The following is a 19633-nucleotide window of genomic DNA, read 5'->3' as shown; positions in this document are numbered from 1 at the left end:
CTCACTCCTTTAACTATTTGCAAGTATCTCTTGAACATTGATTACTTTATCTGAAGGAACGTATTGTCCTTCAATAGCAATCCCTTTTCTAATCAATTCTTGGTATACAGGAACTTCTGCAGGATTAATGTAAGCTCGGTTATGTACTTTAATAATTCCTGGAGCAGTTGGATTAGCAGGTGCTACAGTACCTCCTAAAGTGAGCTTATCGATAGCAATCCCTTTGTTAACTAAATTAAGAATTATTTGTGGTGACTTAACAATAATAAAAATTGTTTGCTCACCATACGCATTCTTTAGTAAATGATCGGTAGCTACTTCCTCAGTGATAATTGATACTGCCATACCAGCAGGCTTACCCAATTTCATGCTGCTTTTTAAAACAGGATTAGTTGCAACCTCATCATCTATTATCATTATCCGATTAGGTCCAATTTGGGGTGCCCACTGTGTGGCAACTATCCCGTGTAACAACCGATTATCTATTCTTGCCGATAAAATTTTCATTTCCATTCTCCTTCACTTATTGATTACGCTTACAACAAAAGTATAGTAGCTAAAGTAACAGAAAAATATATTGAAGACAAATCTGTGTTTCAAAAACTATATATTTTTTGAAACACCTTGCTTATAGTAAGCGCTTCCTATAAGATAAGAATAACGATATTTTTTAAAAACAAATCATCTGTTCGTATTCAGAAACTATTTACTTTTTGAAATTCTTAGGAGAAAAGAATGTTTAATTTTGAAAAACTTAGTAATCACATGTTGCATTACGCTAAAAATATTTCAACTATCAAAACTGATCAAGTTATTTGGGGTTATTTAGCTTGCTCTGCAGATTCCTACAATGGTGGTAGAGAAAAAATTATTCGTTTTGCAAACGGGCACCATGTTAATTTTATTATTGATGACCTTTTTGATGATGAACGCAAAAATCTCCATAAGCTAATTGAAGTAGCTAAAGTGAATGACAGTTTAATCGTAACTGATTTTGCGCAATTGGGGAGTAACTTAGAACAGTTAGTCAAGATTTTACGTAGAATCCTAAACAAAGAAATTTGCGTTTATGTTATTGGCTACGGGAAAATCAAGAACGATGAAAAAGGCACTTTTTTGCTTGATGCTATTTCCTTAGTCAATAGCATTGAAGTTGAAATGCGCAGTTCTGCAGTCAAAAAGGGAAAACAGAAAGCTAAATTTAATTCTAAAAGTTACCGTGAGGGACGGCCGCGGCGAACAATCAGTGATCGCTATTTGACCATCTATAAAGCCGTTACTATCAAAGGGATGAGCTATCAAGAAGCAGCTGACATGTTCAATGTCTCGAAGTCGACCGTTTATCGCATAAAGAAGCAGATTGATAAATTGAAATAGCATTAATTTTTTCCAGAAATTAAAACAAATTAAACGTAAAAAATAAGCAGTTAAAACTCAAACTGCTTATTTCTACTTTATTGCTAAGTAAATTTATCCTATTCCCCTTTAAAAGTACCTGCTTCAACTTCTTTGATAAAGTCAGCCAGGTGTTTGTAATACACTTTAGGATTATCAACCATATGATGGTGTCCTGCTTCCGGCGTAGTAACTAATCTCGAGTTCGGAATCTCTTTTTGCATAATTCTAGCCGTATCTAGTGGCATCGTTTCATGTTCACCAAACGTTAGAAGTGTTGGTACCGTAATATTTTTAAGTTGATCTCTGAAGTGCCATTCCTTCAATTTACCAGTGACCACAAATTCGTTATCACCTTGGAAAGCATGGTAAACAGGTAGTCCACCCAAACGCTTAATATGATACAACTTGCAAGGTTGTCTGCGATCCATGAAATTAATATTCAGAATTTGGACATCAGCTTGATAGCGTTCGTTGTCGTAATCATTATTAGCTTCGCACTTACGCATAAAGTCAATTTCTGTTTGTGGTAAAACTTCTTGCCGGCAGCGATTAATTGAAGCTAGGTAATCGTCAGTATCGTCAACCATCGAGGAAATAATGGCAGCTTTTAGATTTTTACCGTATTTAACGGCATATTCTTGTACCAAAACCCCACCCCAGCTTTGACCAATTAAGTAAAAATTGTTCAAGCCTAGTTTTTGTCTTACCTCTTCTACTTCATCCAAAAAATATTCGTAAGTTAAATACTTAGCTGCAATTTCGGGATCATCGTAATCTGGTTGATCTGAATAAAGTGACCCTAACTGGTCATACATGTGAACTGTGACGTGAAGTCCCTCTGCAGCAAGTCGATCAGCGGCATCTTCCCAGTATTCATGATTACCGCCAGGACCACCATGCAAAGCTAGCAAATGAATATCCCCTTCTCCTTGGGTACTTGTCCATAAATGATAACCGTTGTCTAAAGTAATTATTTTTGTTCCATTTTTCATCTTTTAAATATTCTCTTTTTCTCTCTTTTATTTTACGTAAGCCACTTTATACCATAATGGTTGCCCGTTGTTATTTTGGGATGGTCTTCTTGAAAAGCCCGTTAACTTATTGTTAACTGCTGTAATTTGGTAAGAATTATCAATTGGAATTACATAAGCCTCATTATTCATGTATTCTTGCCATTCATGGAATTTTTGTACCCGATATTTATGATTGAAGGCTTTTTGCGAATTCAATTCATCGAGCAATTGGTTATTCTTCTTAGTTACAAAACGAGACATATTAAATGCTGCATGGTCTCCATAATAAGTCTGTGGAGATGGCTCTGAAGGCATTGACCAACCACCAATGAACATATCAATTCCAGGATCATCATTTTGAACCTTGTCATAAAATGAATTATGCTCAATCAGTCTACCAGTCGCTAATTTAACGTTTAAGCCGAGCTTTTGCCATTGCTGAATATAATTCTGAATAATCGGTCCTTGGGTACTGTCCCCGCTCATAGCGGCAATATTAATTTCTAGCTTCTTACCGTTAGGTTGAACGCGCCATTTGCCTTTTTTCTTGTAACCGGCTTTATCTAAAAGTTGATTAGCTTTTTTCAGATCGTAGTTATAACCCTTGGAATTCTTATCAAAGTAATCGCCAAATTGTTTAGGAATTAACGTTGGCACTCTAAAAGTTAAACCATAAGTATAGCGCTGGTTCACGGCATCAATATTCATTCCATAACCAATTGCTTGCCGCAAAGCCTTATTACTCATCTTACTATGCGGATCCATTACATTCTGGCTCTTATTTTTATCCCACTTACCCACTTTAAAGGCGAGATAGTGATAGTTTAATGGGATTTGCGAAATAAAATTAACATTCTTAGTATCTTTTACTTGTTTCCATTGTGTATTAATAACATTGGCAACATCAAACTTATTACTCTTAATTGCCTGGGAAGTTGAATTAGGTGCAACTACAGAAATAATGATTTTGTCTAGCTTTGGTTTTCCGCGCCAGTAATACTTATTTGGAACCCAGGTTACAGATTGTCCACGTACTACTTTTTCAACTTGATAAGCACCGAAAAATAGTGGGTTCTTTCTGATCTTGTCTGAGGATTTTAACTTAGAAAATGGGACATCTTTTAAGTAATGATATGGTTCAGCAACATCCCAATAGTAACGACAGCCACTGTTATACATACTTGGATTAAGAGCAGTACAATAAATAACTACTTTGCGCCCATTTTCACCGTCTGGCATGGTAATCCCAGAAATAGTCTTAGCCTTGCCCTCGTGGTATTCTTTCATTCCTTTGATTATTTCAAATTGGCTCCCATAGCGTGGACAAGCCGTGTCCTTATTAGCTAATATTTCATAAGCATATTCAATATCTTTGGCTACTACTTGCTTACCGTCAGACCACTTAACACCCTTTTTTACAGTAATATTAATTGTCTTGGCTTTTTGATCAAGGCGTAAGGTAGCAGGGCCTTTGTCATTAATCTTATAGTTATTATCAGTATCAAATAGAGATTCTAGTCCTGGAGCAGCAACTTGCGAATCTGCATCATCAGTAGCTAGTTCTTGCGAAAAAATACCCGAAAAAGGAGTATCAGTTTCAAGGGCAACTTTGACCGTTCCACCTTGCTTTACTGGCTTTACCGGTGTGGACATTGGCAGCTTAGCCACGGATTTATTATCAGTATTGTTTTTGCTATTGTTTCCGCAACCGGTAAGAATCACAGTGCATAAGCCTGCAATACCTAGCGGCGCTAGTAGCTTTGTTTTTTTCATGTTATTATCACCATCCGTTTATTAAATATAAATAATATAATATCACACAAAAATTATAAAATGAATGTTTTTTAATTTTTTGATTAAAAATATTTAATAAAAAATTTAAGTGTGTTACATTATTTAAATGGAGTAATAACTTATGAAAATAAAGATTTAATGAGGGATGAACTTAAACATGGATACAAAATATTTTGGACAATTTGCTAAAAAATTAAAAGATAAATTTAATCTTCCTAGTGTCGCTGTTGGTGTCTACCAGTACGGAGAAAGTTTCAGCCAGGTATATGGACAAGCACAAGCAGACAGCCTTTATCCGCTAGCTTCAATATCAAAGACTTTCTTGGCCACCGCTATTTGTCAGTTAGCAGATAAAGAAGTAATTGACCTAGATACCCCCCTTAAACATTATTGGCCAGACTTTAAAATGGTAGATAAATATGTCGAAGAACATCTCACCTTTAGGGATGCGTTGAGCCACCAAAGCGGGTTGCCGGCTCACGATTTAATGCGGTTCACTAACATGAATAAATATGATTTAACATTAAAAGAAAAAGTCGAACATGTTGCTTACTTAGAACCAAACCATGAATTGCGTTATAAGATGCAGTACAGCAACCTGATCTTTGCCGTAGCTACTTATGTTATGGAGCAAGTAATCGGTGACGACTATGGTCATTACGAAAGAGAAAATCTCTTAGAGCCTTTAAAGCTTCATAATACTTTTATCAACCATCATGAAGCACCTTTTAATCGGGTAGTTAAGCCCTATATTAGACAAGATGAGAAAAATAAAGAAGTACCTTTTATTGCTCCCGGTAAGGTTGGCGGTGCCAGCAGCATGTTGGCCACTATCTCTGACTTATTAACGTGGGCTAAATTTCAGCTAAAAACTCAGAAGACAACAAAAAATGAAATTACAGCACAACGCTATCTTCCACAGTCGATCATGACTCCAAGTAGAGCTTACGGTAGTGCTAACTTTGCCAATTATGGGTTAGGCATGATGATGGAAGATTACCGTGGTCACAAATATTTCTACCACAGTGGTTCTTATATTGGCTACTGCTCGTTCTTAGGCTTTGTTCCTGATCTTGACCTAGCCTTTGTCATGACCACTAACATGGATTCAACAGACGCTATTTTTGCTTGGGCCTATAATACGATTGATCACGCCCTTGGCGTTACAGATACAGATTGGCTTAATAAAGTTAAAACCATTATGGATAATAAAATTGCTGCTAAAGAAGCAAAAATCAAGCAACTTAAAGGCGACAATTATATATCTGTTCCAGCCAAAGCAGAACTACTAGGTGACTACCAAAACAAAGGTTATGGTTTAGTTACTTTGAGTGCTAAAGATGATCAGCTAGTGGTAACTATTGGCAAGTGGCGTTACCCTGTAATCAAAAATAATAATGGGTTAATGTTTATTGAGGAAAGACTCTATGAACATGAGCTATTACCAATAACAATTAGCAAAAATAAAGTCGAAATTCTGACCGAGCCAGCATTGGGTAAAAAGACTGTCTTCAATAAAGTTGAAGTAATCATTTAAAAGACTTACCCTTTTGCTAGTATTTTAGTAGTAGCTATTTACGAACTTGGTCACTAATCTATGCAAAATGAAAACTATTCTAAAAAAATTTAGAGTAAAAAATAACCGCTGGTGTTTTATACAACCAACGGTTATTTAACTAACTGAAACTTGAAAGCAGTAAAACTAGTCAGATCTCTTGCGTCATCTGACTTTTTTAGCGCTTAATTATGTCTCATACTATCCTTTGTAACATCTTTTGCACAAAATTAGGTAATAGCTTGATAAATTGATTATTTGATCCTACTCTGCTGTAATTTGTTCCTTAATCTCTTTTAGCGCTGCTAACAGGTAGATCAATGTTTCTTCAAAGGCTAGCGGCGTTCATTAAATAAATCCCCAATTGTGGCTTGTCTTTCTTGCCAAGCCAGCAAGTCAGCTGTAATGGCAAAATAACCACATTGCCCGTCCCGTCGTCATAACTTTGAATGTGTGACTTGTCCAAAACAAGATATTGTTTGGCTACGTTTAGTAACATATACTAGTTTGATAGGAAAACTGTGTCTCGTATACTCAGCATTGACTACACAGCTATAAAGATAGTCATCTTTAGCTTTGCAACTAAACGTTCATACAAACTCTCTACGTCATAAGAGCGACAACGACAATGTTCATAGGCTCTAGCAAGTGATTCTGGCTTCTTAGAATAGGAGCAGTATCATCACCAATCAAAGCCAGTCTTCTGCGCTTGTCGATTACTGTCCTAAGAGCAGTGATTAAATTAGCAGCAGCTAAACAAAGCAACTTTTCCAATTAATGCAACAATCATTAAGAAAATTTCTACTAGTCTTAGAGGTAAATTTTGTCGGTTAAACAAAACGATACAAGGACTTACGAGCAAAACGTGGTTAGATCAGCTAGACCAATTAGTTTGGCAAAAGCAGAAATTAAGGAAGAAGTGTACTTCTCTTGATTAATTTGCAGTATAGTTTTCATAATATAAGACTTTGATTTGGATACTAACACAGACAGGTTTTGCGTTTTTGGGGGCAAAAAAGTCAGGAAATACGTTGTTTATGCGTGATTTCTGACTTTCAAGTTTCAGTTAAGATTAAATCAAGGATAATTTCAATGGAAGTCCACTACTTTATTTTAGTTATAGTTTTGCTATCTAACCGTTCTATTTCCATCTAATAATATAGTTTGACCTTGAATGTAAGAATTCTCAGGACTTGCCAAGAAATAAGCTAAGTTAGCAACGTCATCTACTTTACCAATTCTTCTAACAGCAATTTGCTTTAATAATGGCTTTAAGCTTTCCTTAGTTGGATAATGCACGCTTAACAAACCTGAATCAATTACCCTCGGAGCTATTGCATTGACAGTTACGCCTTTAGGGCCCAATTCTTTTGCCAATCCTCTCATCAAGCCTTCATCACCAGCCTTTGAAGCAGGATATGCAACACCACCACCAGTACCACTTAATGCAGAACCCGAAGTAATAAAGACCATGCTGCCCTTATTTTCTAAGAATTCCTGATAAAAGGCTTTAACGGTATAAAATGCACCTGACAAGTTAATGTTAATTACCCTTTGCCATTCCTCAACAGAAATTTCATCTACAGTATCTGCATATGCAATACCGGCATCAATAATCAAACTATCAATTCTGCCAAAAGTTTCCATTACTTTGGCGTGAACATTTTCAAGGGCAGAATAATCAGACACGTCGGTTTTGACAAACAATGACTTCTGATACTTACTTGTCAATTCATCAGCGACAGCCTGGCCTTTTTTCTCATCAAAATCCACGATAACAGTATTGGCACCATTTTGTGCAAACTTTTCTACAATACCCTTACCAATCCCATTAGCAGCGCCAGTTACCAAAATAACTTTACCTTCAAATTTTTTCATTTTATGTTTCCTCTCATTCTTATTCAAAATCCGCATGTCTAGCAAACATTGATGCAGAAGTTTCGCCAGTTTCATCCATTAAATTAATTACTAAGCCATCAAACGTTAAGAATGCTAACTGCTCAAATGAAGACGCCATTGGCTGCTCAAAGCCAGTTTCATCAGCAATTGTTCCCTTAGCTTTTCCTGGTAGAAGCACCTGATAATCGGCTAACCCAGCTATCGAAGAATTTTTGGCAGTTGTAAATAAAACTACCGTAACCTTTACATTTTTAGCTTTTTTTGCCAATGCCTTTAAGCTAGCTGTTTCACCTGATCCCGAACAAATAATTAACAGATCTCCTGGATGTGAATGCGGCGAACTAATCTCACCAACAAAGCTTGTAGAGTAACCTAAATGCATCAACCTATTGGTAAAAGCCTGGACCGCCAAGCCTGAGCGACCTGCTCCTGCTAAAAAAATATGTCGTGCCTGTTTAATTTGTAAAACAACAGCTTTTAGTTCATTCGTATTTAAATTTTTTGCATATTCTGTCAACTGTCTTAAAATATTAATCGTATAATTTTTCATATTAATTTCTTTCAAAATTTTTATTTAATTGCATCAAGTAATTTTTGATATTGCAGGTGGAATTGTTCTTTGCCAAACAGATAACCGCCCACAACTAGTAAATCTGCACCAGCATCCCTACATGCTTTTGCCCAAGTATCAGTAATCCCACCATCTACTTCAATTTGAATATTACGATTGCCAATCATTTTCTTCACATTTTTTATTTTTTCAATCGTTTGCGGTAAAAATGTTTGTCCCGGTTCACCAGGGTTAATTGACATCACCAAAACATAATCTACTTCATTCAATAGATATTTAATTTCAGTTTCTGAAGTGCCCGGTGCAAGTGCAACACCAGCCTTTTTACCTGCCTTTTTTATTTTCTGTAAAACATAATGAATTTGTGATGTCGATTCAAAGTGTACGCAAATCATTTCGGCACCCGTATTGATAATGTCTTCGATATGTCTTAATGGGTTTGCAATCATCGTATGAATATCAAAAGTTAAATTGCTGTAGTCTTTCATTGCTTTTACTTGATTAGGACCAAATGCAATGTTACTAACAAAGTTGCCATCCATCACATCCACATGTAAAAGTTTAATGTTCTCCTTTTCTATCTGATCAATTTCTCGTTGTAAGTTCAAAATGTCAGCGCCAAAAATTGACGGTAAAATTTCTGTCATATTTCAATCTCCTTTAATCAAAAGACAGTTCTCAGCCAGTAAATCAATAAATTCCATGGCTCAGATAAAGTTAAATCAGAAGATAAACTTGATACTTTAACGCCACCAGCTTTGATCATCTGTGTAGCACCAGGAGCAACCCAAGCCTCAAGATACAGCGTAATCGCACAAAAGATTGTTCCAATTAGGACAGTTCTAAACAGGTTACCCTTGGTAACTAACGAGCCAGCAACTGAAATATAGATAATTGACATTAACAGTCCTACTGGGAATAGCTTAATATTAGGTAAAAATAGTGCACATAGAATTACCAATGGAATTGTAATTACAGTAGCTGTTTCAGTAGTCGGATCACCAAGTCCTAGTGCAATATCCATCCCGATATGTAAGTCAGCTTTTTCACCCAATTGCTTTGACATCGTTGTCCGCGCTGCTTTACCAACTGGAGAAATTCCTTCCATTAAGACACTAACCATCTTCGGCATCAGCACCATTACACTAGCAATTCCGATTGCCATGTTAACCGTATTAGCTAAGCCTTGATGTGTTAAAACAGCTAATAAAAGTCCTACAATCGTACCAATAATTGATGAATCTCCAAAAATACCCAAATGCTTGTTTGCATCCTTTAAACTAAAATCAATTTTATTTAATCCAGGAATAATATCGATTAACTTATTCACTAGCCAAGAGAACGGGATTACCCAGGCAGTATAAATAATTGTCGTACATGTCGTACCTTCTAAGCCAAAGTAGTCTTCCCATTTTTTAGCTAATTTATCACCAATAAATAAAGCCGCAATTGACATTAAAACAGTAACTACAAGACCAATCCAAAAGTTGTTAAACAACACATATGCTAAGGCACCTGGAATCAAAAAATGCATATAATTCCAAATATCGACATTCATTGTCTTAGTTAAACCTGTTCTAACAAGTACAATATTGATCAAAATTCCTAATAAAATAGCTAATCCAGCAAACGGAGCTACCCATGAAGCAGCACCAATAGCAGGCCAGCCAATATCAGTAATGGTATATCCAGAACCTAGCTTAGAATAATAATCAACAGCTGGCTTCAATGAAGATGTCAATAGATTAACTACTAAAGATAACCCCATAAAGCCAATACCAACAGTTAGTCCAGATTTAATTGCTTCGCCAATTTTCATTCGAAAAATTAATCCCAAAATGAAAATAATTATTGGCAGTAATGCAGTCGCACCAATGTTTATAATTGTTCTGAAAATCTCTGCTAATTGTTCCATTTTTCCCCCTCTTAATATGATTTTTTCATGCTTATCAGTTAGATAGTTCTAATAATTTTTCACCTATTTTTTGTTTTAATTTATCGGTTCCTATTCCTGTAATAAACGCAGTTACATTCATCAATGGGGAGTCTATTTCGCCGCGATAATTATTCGTCGTAAAAACAATGTCCACTTTTTTACTCATCCTTAACATTTCTGTCATACTGCATTTAGAAATACTGTAGTTTGTTATTCCGTATTCTTTACATACATCTTCAATTTCATTGGCCGCAATAGTTGAAGTCGCGATACCACTTCCGCAAGCTACCAAGATGTTTATTTTTTTCATAGTTTTTACTTCTTTTCTTCTTGTCTAATAACCTTTACTACCTCTGACTTCGTTTTAGCTGTACCTATTTTTCTAACAAAACTTTCTTGCTGAATTAAAGAAATTATTTCTTTTAAGAGATCCAGATGAGCGCTATTCGCATTCATCCCTAACAAAAACAACAACCTTACATCTAGTTCCGTATTTGCATCATCCATTTGTCTGATTTTTATTGGATGATTAAGTGTTATTACAGCCACAAAAGGCTTTTGAATATATTTAGGATCGCCATGCGGAATTGCCACCGCATAGTTGTTAAGCTTTAACCCCGTAGGATAATTGTCTTCTCTTGATACTAGGTAATCAAAAAATCCAGGCAGTACAAAATTATGTTTTTCCAAATCATTGGCAATAAACTGAAATAGTTCTTGCACATTTGTGACATCTAATCCCAGATAAATTGTTTTTTCGTCTACATACTCACTAAAGTTCAAGTTTTACTCATCTACTTTCTCAAAAAATGTTTCTAAAACATGTTTAACTTCTTCTTGTGAATTTGAATAACTAAGTTGTTTAATTAACTCTTTATCTTCTGAAAGCTGCTTGACTTTAAACAAAAGGTTTAAATGCTCGGCTTTATTAGGAGTAGTTAATAAAGCTATTAAATTAATTTTACTATTGGCATATTTAATTCGATACTTTGAAACTAAAATACTTAAACCTAGCTTTTGCTTAATGTCACTTGGATTAAGATGCAAAAGAGCTATTTTGTTGCCAATCAATATATATTCAGGTTGATTCTGATATTCGGCTTCTAGCTTGGGCAAAAATGTTGATGTGACAATTTCTTGCTCAAGCAGAGGCTGAGAAACTAATTGCATAATTGTTTGCCACGATTGTTTTCTTTCTAGATAAATAATTGTAGGCTTCACTGTAATAGCGCCACTATTCAACTTACTCTTAGGGGTAGCTAATAATTGTTTGATACCACGTTTTAATCCTTTAGCATCACTAACTTTTGAATATTTTTGGACCACACTAATTATTTGTTCATAGTTAATATCGCGATAATTTAAGTTAAACAATTCCTTAAACACTGCGTTTCTTAAACTCTGAATATTATCGGCATCCATCAAGTTTTTAATTACAAATACTTTCTTTTTTGATTCAACCGGTACTGTTGAAAAGACAATATCATGAGGTAGAATAAAATTTTTATATTCTCTTACCGTGCAAGCTGGATAAAAACTAAATTCAGGAAAAGTTTTTTCTAAAGTAGCCTGCAAAATTTTAGAAGCAGAAATTCCATTAGGACAGATAGTTATTGCTGTCATAATCTTGTTATTAGTTGTATCCAGATTGTTTTCCACTACATGTCCACCAACGAATAAAGTGATATAGGCTATCTCTTCGTTCGAAATTTCGTGGCCAAAAAATTGGTTAATTGGTGTTACTGATTGTCTAACAATTTCATGTAAAGACGAATATTTTTCAATGATTTCTTTATATAACGGGTTGTAAGTTGGAAAACCATACTTTATCCGGAAATATGCAGGTCTAAAGTGATTAAAAAGTTTTTGGATTAATTCATCCTTATTTGGTAATACAATAAATGAATTTTGTTCAAAACTATAAATAAACTGCCACAGAGTATTTTTTAATTCTGGACTGATATATGAATCTGTCGAACTTATTTGGTCACTAACATTTGAGCTCAAAATGCATAGTGCAATAAAGTGCAGTTCATATTTAGGGATATTTGAAAATACAGTTTTATTATTTATCAGAAATTGATATTCATCTGTCTGTTCAATATCTTCATCTTTACCAATTTGAGCATTCTTAATTGTTTGGCCTCTTTTTATTCTTTTTAAAATTAAAGACAGATAAAATGTTAAGGAAATAAAATTCTCATCTGTATAGCGCTTATTCAGGGCTTGCTCAATTTCTGATACGTCTTGTTGAACCTGACTTAAATTTTCAAAATTAATAAAACTTGTCACTGCATCACTTTTAAATTTAAACGTTGTACAAATTTGGTTAACAGCTTGCTGCAATCTAATTCGTTTGGTCCATTCATTGCCTGCAATAAAATAGCCCAATTTTCTAGTGTTTTTAATATTAAGATTTTCAGTTTGTAATTCTTTTCGTAACGAATTAATATCCGTTAGAACAGTATTTTTACTTACTTTCAAATTAATAATTAAATCAATCAGTGAAACTGGACTATCTCTACCTAAAATCAAAGTGATAATGATATTGCGTCTTTCTTCTGGACTAAAATAGACGTCCCTTTTATCATCATTTAGAAAATAAGAAGCTGTCTCCTTATCTACATAATATTTTTGTTTGATACGCCGAATTTTCGGTAACCTCTTCAATACCAATTCTTCATTTATTTTGGCAATTCGATATTCAACCTGACCTTTTGTTAAAGCAAAATCCTTTTGTAAACTTTGAGAAGTAATACTTCCTTCCTGAATAATTCTTAATAAAATATTCTTATCCTTTGTATTCAAATCCTTTCTCACCTCCATCCATTTTTAATTATAAGCGTTTACAATGTTTACAAAGCAAGCTTTAAGCCCAATTTAGCATACCGAATTTTAATAAACTGTACCCAAAATTTACAAGCAAAATTAATGATTTTTGGCAATCAAAAAAAGACCACCAACAGATTTTTAAAAATAATTTGCTCTTTTGCAAAGCATATTAAGAAATAAAGCTCATATCCAAAATCATTTAATTGATTATTACAAATTAAAAGAGCCGCCATATTCGAAACAAAATATGGTGGCTCAAATTGCCTGCATTAACCATTTAACAAAAATCAAATGGTAAATATGATTTAATAATTCAGTCTAAAAAATTTCCTAATACTGCATTGAATACAATGTAATTCTCCATAACGCTAACCATAAAATTGGCACCTCAATTATCTATCTCAAATTATCAAAGTATTCATGAAACTTTTTCATTTCATCTTTAATTATATCATCATTTGACATTGCAAATTCAAAAGCACACTGTACATCATTAGGTAAGTAGTGCATAACTGAACGCCAATTATACATTCCTCTATCTAATGATTCTGTATTTTGCATTACACCTTCAGAAGTCAGCATTGGATTCTTCAAGTGAATATAGGCAACATAAGGAGATAACTTCTTAGCTGCTAAATTTGGATCAAAACCCATAAAAGCAAGGTTTCCCAAGTCAAAAGTAGCACCAATAGAGTTAAACCCAGCTTTTCTAGCAGCTGTTAAAAAGTCAAAAACAGTATCTGGATTGCCGCTAATAACTGTTTGATCATTTTCAACAGTAGTTTGAATCTCAGCGAGCGGTAAAGTGGATAAATCACTTACTAAGTCACCATGATATTTATAAAAGTTACCCGTACTAAACTTTATCTTTTGCGCACCAAGCTTTTTAGCTTCTTGATAATAATTTGCTAACTTCGAATTAAAGTTACCCTTTTCATCAAAAATAGTATCTGGAACGCTATAGTTTAAGAGCAGCCCTTTTTCCTTAATTGCTGAACCTATTTCGTTAATTTCTTGGTCTGGATTTTTAAAATATTCTCGCCGTAGTTCTATCCCATCAGCACCCAAGTCAGCGATTCTGTCAACTAAACTAATTTGCTTATTACCAGTTTGAATTTCTTTTTCAAAAACAAGTGTGTTAATTATTAATGTCATTTTTTATCACTCCTTATTTACAATATCAAGATATTTTTCATGAAATCTTTTAGCATTTTCAGTTACAGTCTGATAATCTTCCTTACTTCCTGGACCGACTAAACTACCGCCAACACCAACAACAAAAGCACCAACTTCAAACCACTCGTTCATATTTTCTAGTGAGATACCTCCGGTCGGCATAATATTAACATTTGGAAATGGCCCGTGAATTTCTTTGATAATATTTTTACCCACAATTGATGACGGAAAAATCTTTATTACATCAGCACCATAAGACAACGCTGTCTGAATCTCTGTTGGACTAAAACATCCTGGCATATAAGGAATTGAATACAAATTACATAACTTTGCAGTTTCTTCATTAAAAGATGGACTAACAATAAAGTCAGCACCAGCAACGATTGCCATTCTTGCAGTCTGCGCATCTAAAACCGTTCCTGCACCAATAATTACATCCTGATTGTTTTTGTAGTCATCATGTAATCTCTTTATTGTTATATCAGCGTTGGGTGACGTAAATGCCAATTCAATTGCTGTTATTTTTCCAGCTATACAAGCCTTAGCTGTTTCAAAAGAATTGTTCTCATCTTTCCCTCGAACAACAGCTACAACGCCCGCTCTTTTTACTTTTTTAATCAAATCGAACTTTATTAGCATTATTTTTTCCTCTATTCCATATTGCTGTGTCTTTCTTTTGCTTCCAAATTAGACACATTGTTTTCTAGACTTAACTTTGAACATACTACATCCAAAATTATTTGAACACCTTGGTCAAATAGGGTACTTAATAGCTGAACAGACTTTATACCATTACCATTTTTAGTTGCACCAGGTACGATTAAAAATGTATCAGTGACTTTAGTTATTGGTGATTGAGAATCGCTCGTAACGGCAGCTACCTTTGCACCTATTGATCTTGCTTTAGTACTAAGGTCAAGTATATTGGCTGTCTTACCTGAGCCAGAAACTGAAACTAACAAATCACCAGATTCCACAGCGGGGGTTATCGTCTCACCTATCACATAAACTGTATAACCGAGCTGCATTAATCTCATAGCGAAGCTCTTGGCAACCAATCCTGATCTACCAGTGCCTAAGACAAATATCCGCTTACTATGAGCAATTAGCTCTGTAAATTGTGCAATTTGTTGCTCATCAATTTTATGTAAAACCGTGGTAATTTCTTCTAAAACCTTAGCAATTAATTCGTTAGTCTTAGCCATCATGCAATACCTCTTGAAATTTCTTGGCCATTTTTACAGGATCATGATCTTGGATGATTTTACTTCCAACAATCACTATATTGGTTAATCCTTGCTCTGACAAAGCTTGTGCCACATTTAAATTTATTTTCCCAGCAACTGCTATATTTGCAATTTCAGGAAATCTATTTTTAAAATTTGCTACTTGAGCTGTAAGCTCAATGTTATCTTTTTCATCATACGAATTATGCAAATTGAATATTGCATCCGGATAACATGCTATTCTTGCAATATCTCCCTTGCCAAGACCCATCAAGTCAATTAACACTTTTTTACGTTTCCTTTGTGATACCTCATAAACATTATCCAAAGTTGACCTGCTAGCATAACCCATGACAGTCAAAATGTCGGCTCCTGTAGCATAGCCTTGTTTAAATTCATAAAATCCTTCATCGTTAGTTTTTGTGTCTAACAAAAGCAAACTTCTTCGTAATTTAATTTTTTCTTCAGCAATTGCATAAAAGCCATAGTCCTTAACTAAAGAAGTTCCAAACTCAATTACATCAGCAATTCCATCTAACTCATTAGCTAAAGCTACTGCTTCGTCTAACTTTATACGATCAATTGCAACCTGCAATTTCATTCCTCAGAAACTCCCTCTTTTTGATAAAAGGCTGCTAATTTTTCTGGAGTAGGATAACCGTCGTTATCACCCAAGGTTTGCACTTGCATACAACCTACAGCATTCCCACGTATTGCAGCTGTTTTCATGCTTTTACCTTCAAGGAGTGCTGTAATCAGTCCTAAAGCAAAACCATCACCAGCACCTACAGTATCCATAACTTTGTCTGCTTTAAATCCAGAAACGACATACTTTTCATTTTTATCATTCTTGACAAAGACTCCTTCAGCTCCAAGTTTTACCATAACAGTATGAGTTCTTTCACCTTTAAGGTAAAAATCAGCAATTGCTTCAGGATCATCTGAACCCATCAGAATTTTGCCTTCATTAATGCCAGGTAGAACAATGTCAGCCATTCCAGCTAACTCATTGATCGTCTTTATCATATAGTCTTTACTCTTCCATAATGGTGGACGCAAATTTGGATCAAAAGTAATCAATTTTTTAGCTGCAATCAATTTTTGATAAAACACTCTAAAAGTATGTTCTGCAGTATCTGAAATTGCTGGGAATATTCCTGACATATGCGCAATTTTAACATCAGACAAATCTATATCATCAAGCTGTTCAGCTTGTAAATGGCAAGCAGCTGAATCCTTACGGTAGTTAAAAACAAATGGGTCTCCATGAGTTACTAGTTGTTTTAATTGGTGCCCTGTAAAGTATGTGTCATCATAGCTTACATACTTAGTTCCTACTTTATGAGCAGCAATTGCCTTTTGCACATACTTACCTAATGGGTCTTCACCAACTCTGGTAACATACTCTACTGAGTGTCCTAAACGTTTTACACCAATAGCCACATTCAGTTCAGCTCCTGCAAGGATTTTGTGAAATTCAAGGGCATCATCTAGTGAAACATCAGGTTCCTTTGAACAAAATGTAACTAGTGGTTCCCCAATAGTAATTACTTCTGACATGATTTTTTCCTTTCTTAAATTAATTAGCCGAAAAAGTAAAAGACAAGAACTTCATTGATAATGGAAACTATCCACATTACAGGAACGCCATATTTCAAAAAGCCTTTTGAATCTACTTTCATATAATCTAGTCCCCAAACATTCCATGACTGTGTAATATCAACTGAAACAGCCATTAACGTTGGAACATACAACAAAGGTAATAAGAACGCATCATTAAACAATCCAGTTCCTACCAAAACAGCAGCAGTTGCAGCTCCGGCACCCCAGACATGCAGTGGCCCTCTAAACAATGCAAGTGGAGCCAAAACACCTAATGCAATACATAAAACTAAGTGCTGATGAGGCAGCAATGCTGCTAAAACTGGTCGAAACTTTTCTGCATTAATCGTAGCTGCACCAGTGAAGAATTCTAAGGCCATCAAAAACATAATCAATCCAGCAATATCACTGATTGCATGTTTAATTGTGTCATTAAGGAAATCGATTCCCTTCTTATAATTTTTAAATTGACCAGTAATAAAAACAGCTATTAAACTAGCAAGTGTCAGTGCTGGCACAGCATCCCATTTGAATAACATGTTCATTGCAACTGGGATAATCGGAATAATATATGCAATTTTTGGAACCTTAGAAATTTTTATTTCTGTATTCTCTGCACCAATCAATTCCAAGTTTTTGTCTGCTTGACTAGGATCAATTTTCTTGTGATTTACAATTAAAAACAAAATGACAGCTATTAACTGAACTACAGCAGCACAGATCCCAAAAGTAAGATATTTGTTGTTATACAAAGCTTTAGGGAAAAAAGCTTTCATTTGGTTATATAAAACAACATTAATATACATTGGTGCACCAATTGCCATCGAAAAAGCAGCTAGTGCCAAATCCCTTGGCAAACCCACCGACAATAGAATCGGCAATAAAATTACTCCAATTGCAATTACGGACCCTACACCGTATGCACTAACAAAGATAAATGCCGTAACCAAAATTACTAAAATAGCAGCTAGTAATGGTTTCTTTTTACCAATCGACTTAGTTGCCTCTGAAATTGCAGGCGCAATCCCACTATCTACCAAAACGCGACCAAACCAAGAACCAAAAACAATATAGATAATCGTTGGTCCATAATTCAATGCTGGTTCCGCAAATACTTTTTGTATTGCTTCATTGAACGGTACTAAACCAATAATGCACCACAAGATAGCCATAACGAAGAACCCAATCATTAGGTTCCCGCCCTTTAAGATGTAAGCAATAAATAAAGCAAACGTTACTAAAAGCAGTATCGCTATTATCGTAGAACTCATCATTATTCTCCTTCTAATCTCATAATTCACATAAGCTTATTTAATTTATAATTTTATTTCCTATGAGGTAATCGATTACCCTATAAATATAAATCGTAATTTGCATTTTTGCAAGCGGTTTCGAATAAATAAATTAATATTTTTTATAATAAGTAGTAAACTGATAAAAGTAATAAATAAACTTATAAAGAATCAGAAAAGATTGATTATATTGAAAAGAACACAACACAAAAAAGCCACAATTAAAGACGTTGCAAGCTTAGCCAACGTTTCTGTAGCTTCTGTATCACGTTATTTAAATGGAAAATCTTCTGGGCGACTTTCGCCAATTAAGGCACAGGCCATTAAGCGCGCAATAAAATTATTAAATTATATCCCTAACGCAGCAGCAAGGCAAATGGTCACAAATCAAAGTAGAATGATTGCAGTAGTGGTTGCAAATATCGACGATTACTTCTCTACTGAAATGTTTAAAGGGGCCTCAAATATTCTTAAAGTTAAAGGTTATCAAGCATTTTTATTAGATACTAATGCAGATCAAGCACAAGAAACCGATCTAGTAACTACTGTTAGTAGCAAGTATTTTGATGGGCTATTATTTCAACCTTTAAGTAGTAATTTAGACATTATTGAAAAAGAGATAGTTCACGATATTCCCACTGTAATTTTAGATAGACAGCTGCCAACTACTAGATGGCCACAGGTTTTAACCAATAATTTTGCTGTTTCAAAACGCGCTACCTCCTATTTTCTACAACTAGGCTATACTGATATTCTGGTTTTATCTTCAAAAATTAGTATTGCGTCAACTCGTAAAGATCGTTATAAAGGTATTTGCTCACTAATTGATGAAAAGCATATCTTTCCACTTGAAATTGATGAAGAAGAATACAATTATTCAGCAATTGAAAAGCAAATTGAGTCATTTCTGCAAAATCAAAGGAAAAATAAGAAAAAAACGTTAATATTTGGTCTTAAAGAGCGGTGGTTACTTGAGTTTATGCCTAGCTTATACGCAAAAGGCTATTTAGATAATAAGTATGTCACCGTTACTGGATTTGTTGATACAAAAACAGGAAAAGCCCTTTTTCCAGGTTCAAAACTAATATCTCAGCAACCATACTTAATGGGTGCAAGTGCCGCTGAAATACTATTAAATAAACTATCTGCAAAAGGTACTGACAATGAGCAAATAATCAAGCCACTAATAATACCTGCAAATTTTTAATGATTATTAAGTAATCACAAGAAAAAAATAACCACTCTAGCCTAACGAACTAGCGGTTATTAGTTTAACCATTAATAAGTCACCGTCATGTTAAAAAGTCCTGATACCAACAAGGCTTCTTTTTCTTTACAC

20 protein-coding genes are annotated in these 19633 nt (G+C 34.6%); 3 read left to right on the top strand and 17 right to left on the bottom strand.

Annotated elements, in window-relative coordinates; translation table 11 throughout:
* Nucleotides 1-9 precede the first annotated feature (9 nt).
* Complete coding sequence (locus tag OZY43_RS00270; RefSeq protein WP_277164872.1) at nt 10-507, bottom strand: PTS sugar transporter subunit IIB; 498 nt, start codon at nt 505-507, stop codon at nt 10-12.
* Nucleotides 508-735: 228 nt separating this feature from the next.
* On the opposite strand from OZY43_RS00270, the gene OZY43_RS00265 reads away from it, so the two are divergent.
* Nucleotides 736-1377: a recombinase family protein gene (locus OZY43_RS00265; protein ID WP_277164870.1), complete on the top strand. Its 642-nt coding sequence runs from the start codon at nt 736-738 to the stop codon at nt 1375-1377.
* Nucleotides 1378-1475: 98 nt separating this feature from the next.
* Here OZY43_RS00265 and OZY43_RS00260 read toward each other — a convergent pair whose 3' ends face one another.
* Together OZY43_RS00260 and OZY43_RS00255 are read right to left on the bottom strand one after the other, a co-directional pair.
* Entirely contained in the window at nt 1476-2390 is a 915-nt protein-coding gene (locus OZY43_RS00260; protein WP_277164869.1) for a proline-specific peptidase family protein, read from the bottom strand.
* 27 nt (nt 2391-2417) lie between these two features.
* Entirely contained in the window at nt 2418-4184 is a 1767-nt protein-coding gene (locus OZY43_RS00255) for an oligopeptide ABC transporter substrate-binding protein (protein ID WP_277164867.1), read from the bottom strand.
* 178 nt (nt 4185-4362) lie between these two features.
* Here OZY43_RS00255 and OZY43_RS00250 point away from each other — a divergent pair, with 178 nt between their 5' ends.
* Nucleotides 4363-5742, top strand: a complete 1380-nt coding sequence (locus tag OZY43_RS00250) for a serine hydrolase domain-containing protein (RefSeq protein ID WP_277164865.1) — start codon at nt 4363-4365, stop codon at nt 5740-5742.
* 346 nt (nt 5743-6088) lie between these two features.
* On the opposite strand, the gene OZY43_RS00245 is transcribed toward OZY43_RS00250, so the two are convergent.
* The 14 genes from OZY43_RS00245 to OZY43_RS00180 form a co-directional block, all read right to left on the bottom strand.
* Nucleotides 6089-6259: a hypothetical protein gene (locus OZY43_RS00245; protein WP_277164863.1), complete on the bottom strand. Its 171-nt coding sequence runs from the start codon at nt 6257-6259 to the stop codon at nt 6089-6091.
* A 629-nt stretch (nt 6260-6888) separates the two neighbouring features.
* Nucleotides 6889-7638 carry an SDR family NAD(P)-dependent oxidoreductase gene (locus OZY43_RS00240; RefSeq protein WP_277164861.1) on the bottom strand — a complete coding sequence of 250 codons (750 nt, stop codon included), beginning with the start codon at nt 7636-7638 and terminating at the stop codon, nt 6889-6891.
* A gap of 19 nt (nt 7639-7657) precedes the next feature.
* The gene (hxlB, locus tag OZY43_RS00235; protein WP_277164859.1) at nt 7658-8209 is read right to left on the bottom strand and encodes a 6-phospho-3-hexuloisomerase; all 552 of its coding nucleotides are present in this window, start codon (nt 8207-8209) and stop codon (nt 7658-7660) included.
* Nucleotides 8210-8229: 20 nt separating this feature from the next.
* Nucleotides 8230-8877: a ribulose-phosphate 3-epimerase gene (gene rpe, locus OZY43_RS00230; RefSeq protein WP_277164857.1), complete on the bottom strand. Its 648-nt coding sequence runs from the start codon at nt 8875-8877 to the stop codon at nt 8230-8232.
* Nucleotides 8878-8894: 17 nt separating this feature from the next.
* Nucleotides 8895-10145, bottom strand: a complete 1251-nt coding sequence (locus OZY43_RS00225; protein WP_277164855.1) for a PTS transporter subunit IIC — start codon at nt 10143-10145, stop codon at nt 8895-8897.
* Nucleotides 10146-10179: 34 nt separating this feature from the next.
* Nucleotides 10180-10476 carry a PTS sugar transporter subunit IIB gene (locus tag OZY43_RS00220; protein ID WP_277164853.1) on the bottom strand — a complete coding sequence of 99 codons (297 nt, stop codon included), beginning with the start codon at nt 10474-10476 and terminating at the stop codon, nt 10180-10182.
* 5 nt (nt 10477-10481) lie between these two features.
* Nucleotides 10482-10949, bottom strand: a complete 468-nt coding sequence (locus OZY43_RS00215) for a PTS sugar transporter subunit IIA (protein ID WP_277164851.1) — start codon at nt 10947-10949, stop codon at nt 10482-10484.
* 3 nt (nt 10950-10952) lie between these two features.
* Nucleotides 10953-12974, bottom strand: a complete 2022-nt coding sequence (locus tag OZY43_RS00210; RefSeq protein ID WP_277164849.1) for a BglG family transcription antiterminator — start codon at nt 12972-12974, stop codon at nt 10953-10955.
* A 420-nt stretch (nt 12975-13394) separates the two neighbouring features.
* Nucleotides 13395-14153, bottom strand: a complete 759-nt coding sequence (locus tag OZY43_RS00205; RefSeq protein ID WP_277164847.1) for a TIM barrel protein — start codon at nt 14151-14153, stop codon at nt 13395-13397.
* Nucleotides 14154-14159: 6 nt separating this feature from the next.
* Entirely contained in the window at nt 14160-14813 is a 654-nt protein-coding gene (locus OZY43_RS00200) for a bifunctional 2-keto-4-hydroxyglutarate aldolase/2-keto-3-deoxy-6-phosphogluconate aldolase (protein WP_277164845.1), read from the bottom strand.
* Nucleotides 14814-14824: 11 nt separating this feature from the next.
* Complete coding sequence (gene hxlB / locus OZY43_RS00195) at nt 14825-15382, bottom strand: 6-phospho-3-hexuloisomerase (RefSeq protein ID WP_277164843.1); 558 nt, start codon at nt 15380-15382, stop codon at nt 14825-14827.
* Entirely contained in the window at nt 15372-16001 is a 630-nt protein-coding gene (locus OZY43_RS00190; RefSeq protein WP_277164841.1) for an orotidine 5'-phosphate decarboxylase / HUMPS family protein, read from the bottom strand. Before OZY43_RS00190 ends, hxlB (OZY43_RS00195) begins: the two co-directional genes overlap by 11 nt.
* Nucleotides 15998-16960 carry a sugar kinase gene (locus OZY43_RS00185; RefSeq protein WP_277164839.1) on the bottom strand — a complete coding sequence of 321 codons (963 nt, stop codon included), beginning with the start codon at nt 16958-16960 and terminating at the stop codon, nt 15998-16000. The genes OZY43_RS00190 and OZY43_RS00185 overlap by 4 nt, the downstream gene beginning before the upstream one ends.
* A 23-nt stretch (nt 16961-16983) precedes the next feature.
* Complete coding sequence (locus tag OZY43_RS00180; RefSeq protein ID WP_277166405.1) at nt 16984-18273, bottom strand: gluconate:proton symporter; 1290 nt, start codon at nt 18271-18273, stop codon at nt 16984-16986.
* Between the two features lie 211 nt (nt 18274-18484).
* Here OZY43_RS00180 and OZY43_RS00175 point away from each other — a divergent pair, with 211 nt between their 5' ends.
* The gene (locus tag OZY43_RS00175; RefSeq protein ID WP_277164837.1) at nt 18485-19501 is read left to right on the top strand and encodes a LacI family DNA-binding transcriptional regulator; all 1017 of its coding nucleotides are present in this window, start codon (nt 18485-18487) and stop codon (nt 19499-19501) included.
* Nucleotides 19502-19633: the final 132 nt, after the last annotated feature.

Source organism: Lactobacillus sp. ESL0785, assembly GCF_029395455.1.
Classification (GTDB): Bacteria; Bacillota; Bacilli; order Lactobacillales; family Lactobacillaceae; genus Lactobacillus.
Note: the sequence above shows the minus strand (reverse complement) of the source record. Positions and strands in the feature narration are given on the sequence as shown.

Coding starts and splice junctions, on each gene's coding strand:
- OZY43_RS00270 (WP_277164872.1), bottom strand. CDS start 507: ATGAAAATTTTATCGGCAAGAATAGATAATCGGTTGTTACACGGGATA.
- OZY43_RS00265 (WP_277164870.1), top strand. CDS start 736: ATGTTTAATTTTGAAAAACTTAGTAATCACATGTTGCATTACGCTAAA.
- OZY43_RS00260 (WP_277164869.1), bottom strand. CDS start 2,390: ATGAAAAATGGAACAAAAATAATTACTTTAGACAACGGTTATCATTTA.
- OZY43_RS00255 (WP_277164867.1), bottom strand. CDS start 4,184: ATGAAAAAAACAAAGCTACTAGCGCCGCTAGGTATTGCAGGCTTATGC.
- OZY43_RS00250 (WP_277164865.1), top strand. CDS start 4,363: ATGGATACAAAATATTTTGGACAATTTGCTAAAAAATTAAAAGATAAA.
- OZY43_RS00245 (WP_277164863.1), bottom strand. CDS start 6,259: ATGTTACTAAACGTAGCCAAACAATATCTTGTTTTGGACAAGTCACAC.
- OZY43_RS00240 (WP_277164861.1), bottom strand. CDS start 7,638: ATGAAAAAATTTGAAGGTAAAGTTATTTTGGTAACTGGCGCTGCTAAT.
- hxlB (WP_277164859.1), bottom strand. CDS start 8,209: ATGAAAAATTATACGATTAATATTTTAAGACAGTTGACAGAATATGCA.
- rpe (WP_277164857.1), bottom strand. CDS start 8,877: ATGACAGAAATTTTACCGTCAATTTTTGGCGCTGACATTTTGAACTTA.
- OZY43_RS00225 (WP_277164855.1), bottom strand. CDS start 10,145: ATGGAACAATTAGCAGAGATTTTCAGAACAATTATAAACATTGGTGCG.
- OZY43_RS00220 (WP_277164853.1), bottom strand. CDS start 10,476: ATGAAAAAAATAAACATCTTGGTAGCTTGCGGAAGTGGTATCGCGACT.
- OZY43_RS00205 (WP_277164847.1), bottom strand. CDS start 14,153: ATGACATTAATAATTAACACACTTGTTTTTGAAAAAGAAATTCAAACT.
- OZY43_RS00200 (WP_277164845.1), bottom strand. CDS start 14,813: ATGCTAATAAAGTTCGATTTGATTAAAAAAGTAAAAAGAGCGGGCGTT.
- hxlB (WP_277164843.1), bottom strand. CDS start 15,382: ATGATGGCTAAGACTAACGAATTAATTGCTAAGGTTTTAGAAGAAATT.
- OZY43_RS00190 (WP_277164841.1), bottom strand. CDS start 16,001: ATGAAATTGCAGGTTGCAATTGATCGTATAAAGTTAGACGAAGCAGTA.
- OZY43_RS00185 (WP_277164839.1), bottom strand. CDS start 16,960: ATGTCAGAAGTAATTACTATTGGGGAACCACTAGTTACATTTTGTTCA.
- OZY43_RS00180 (WP_277166405.1), bottom strand. CDS start 18,273: ATGAGTTCTACGATAATAGCGATACTGCTTTTAGTAACGTTTGCTTTA.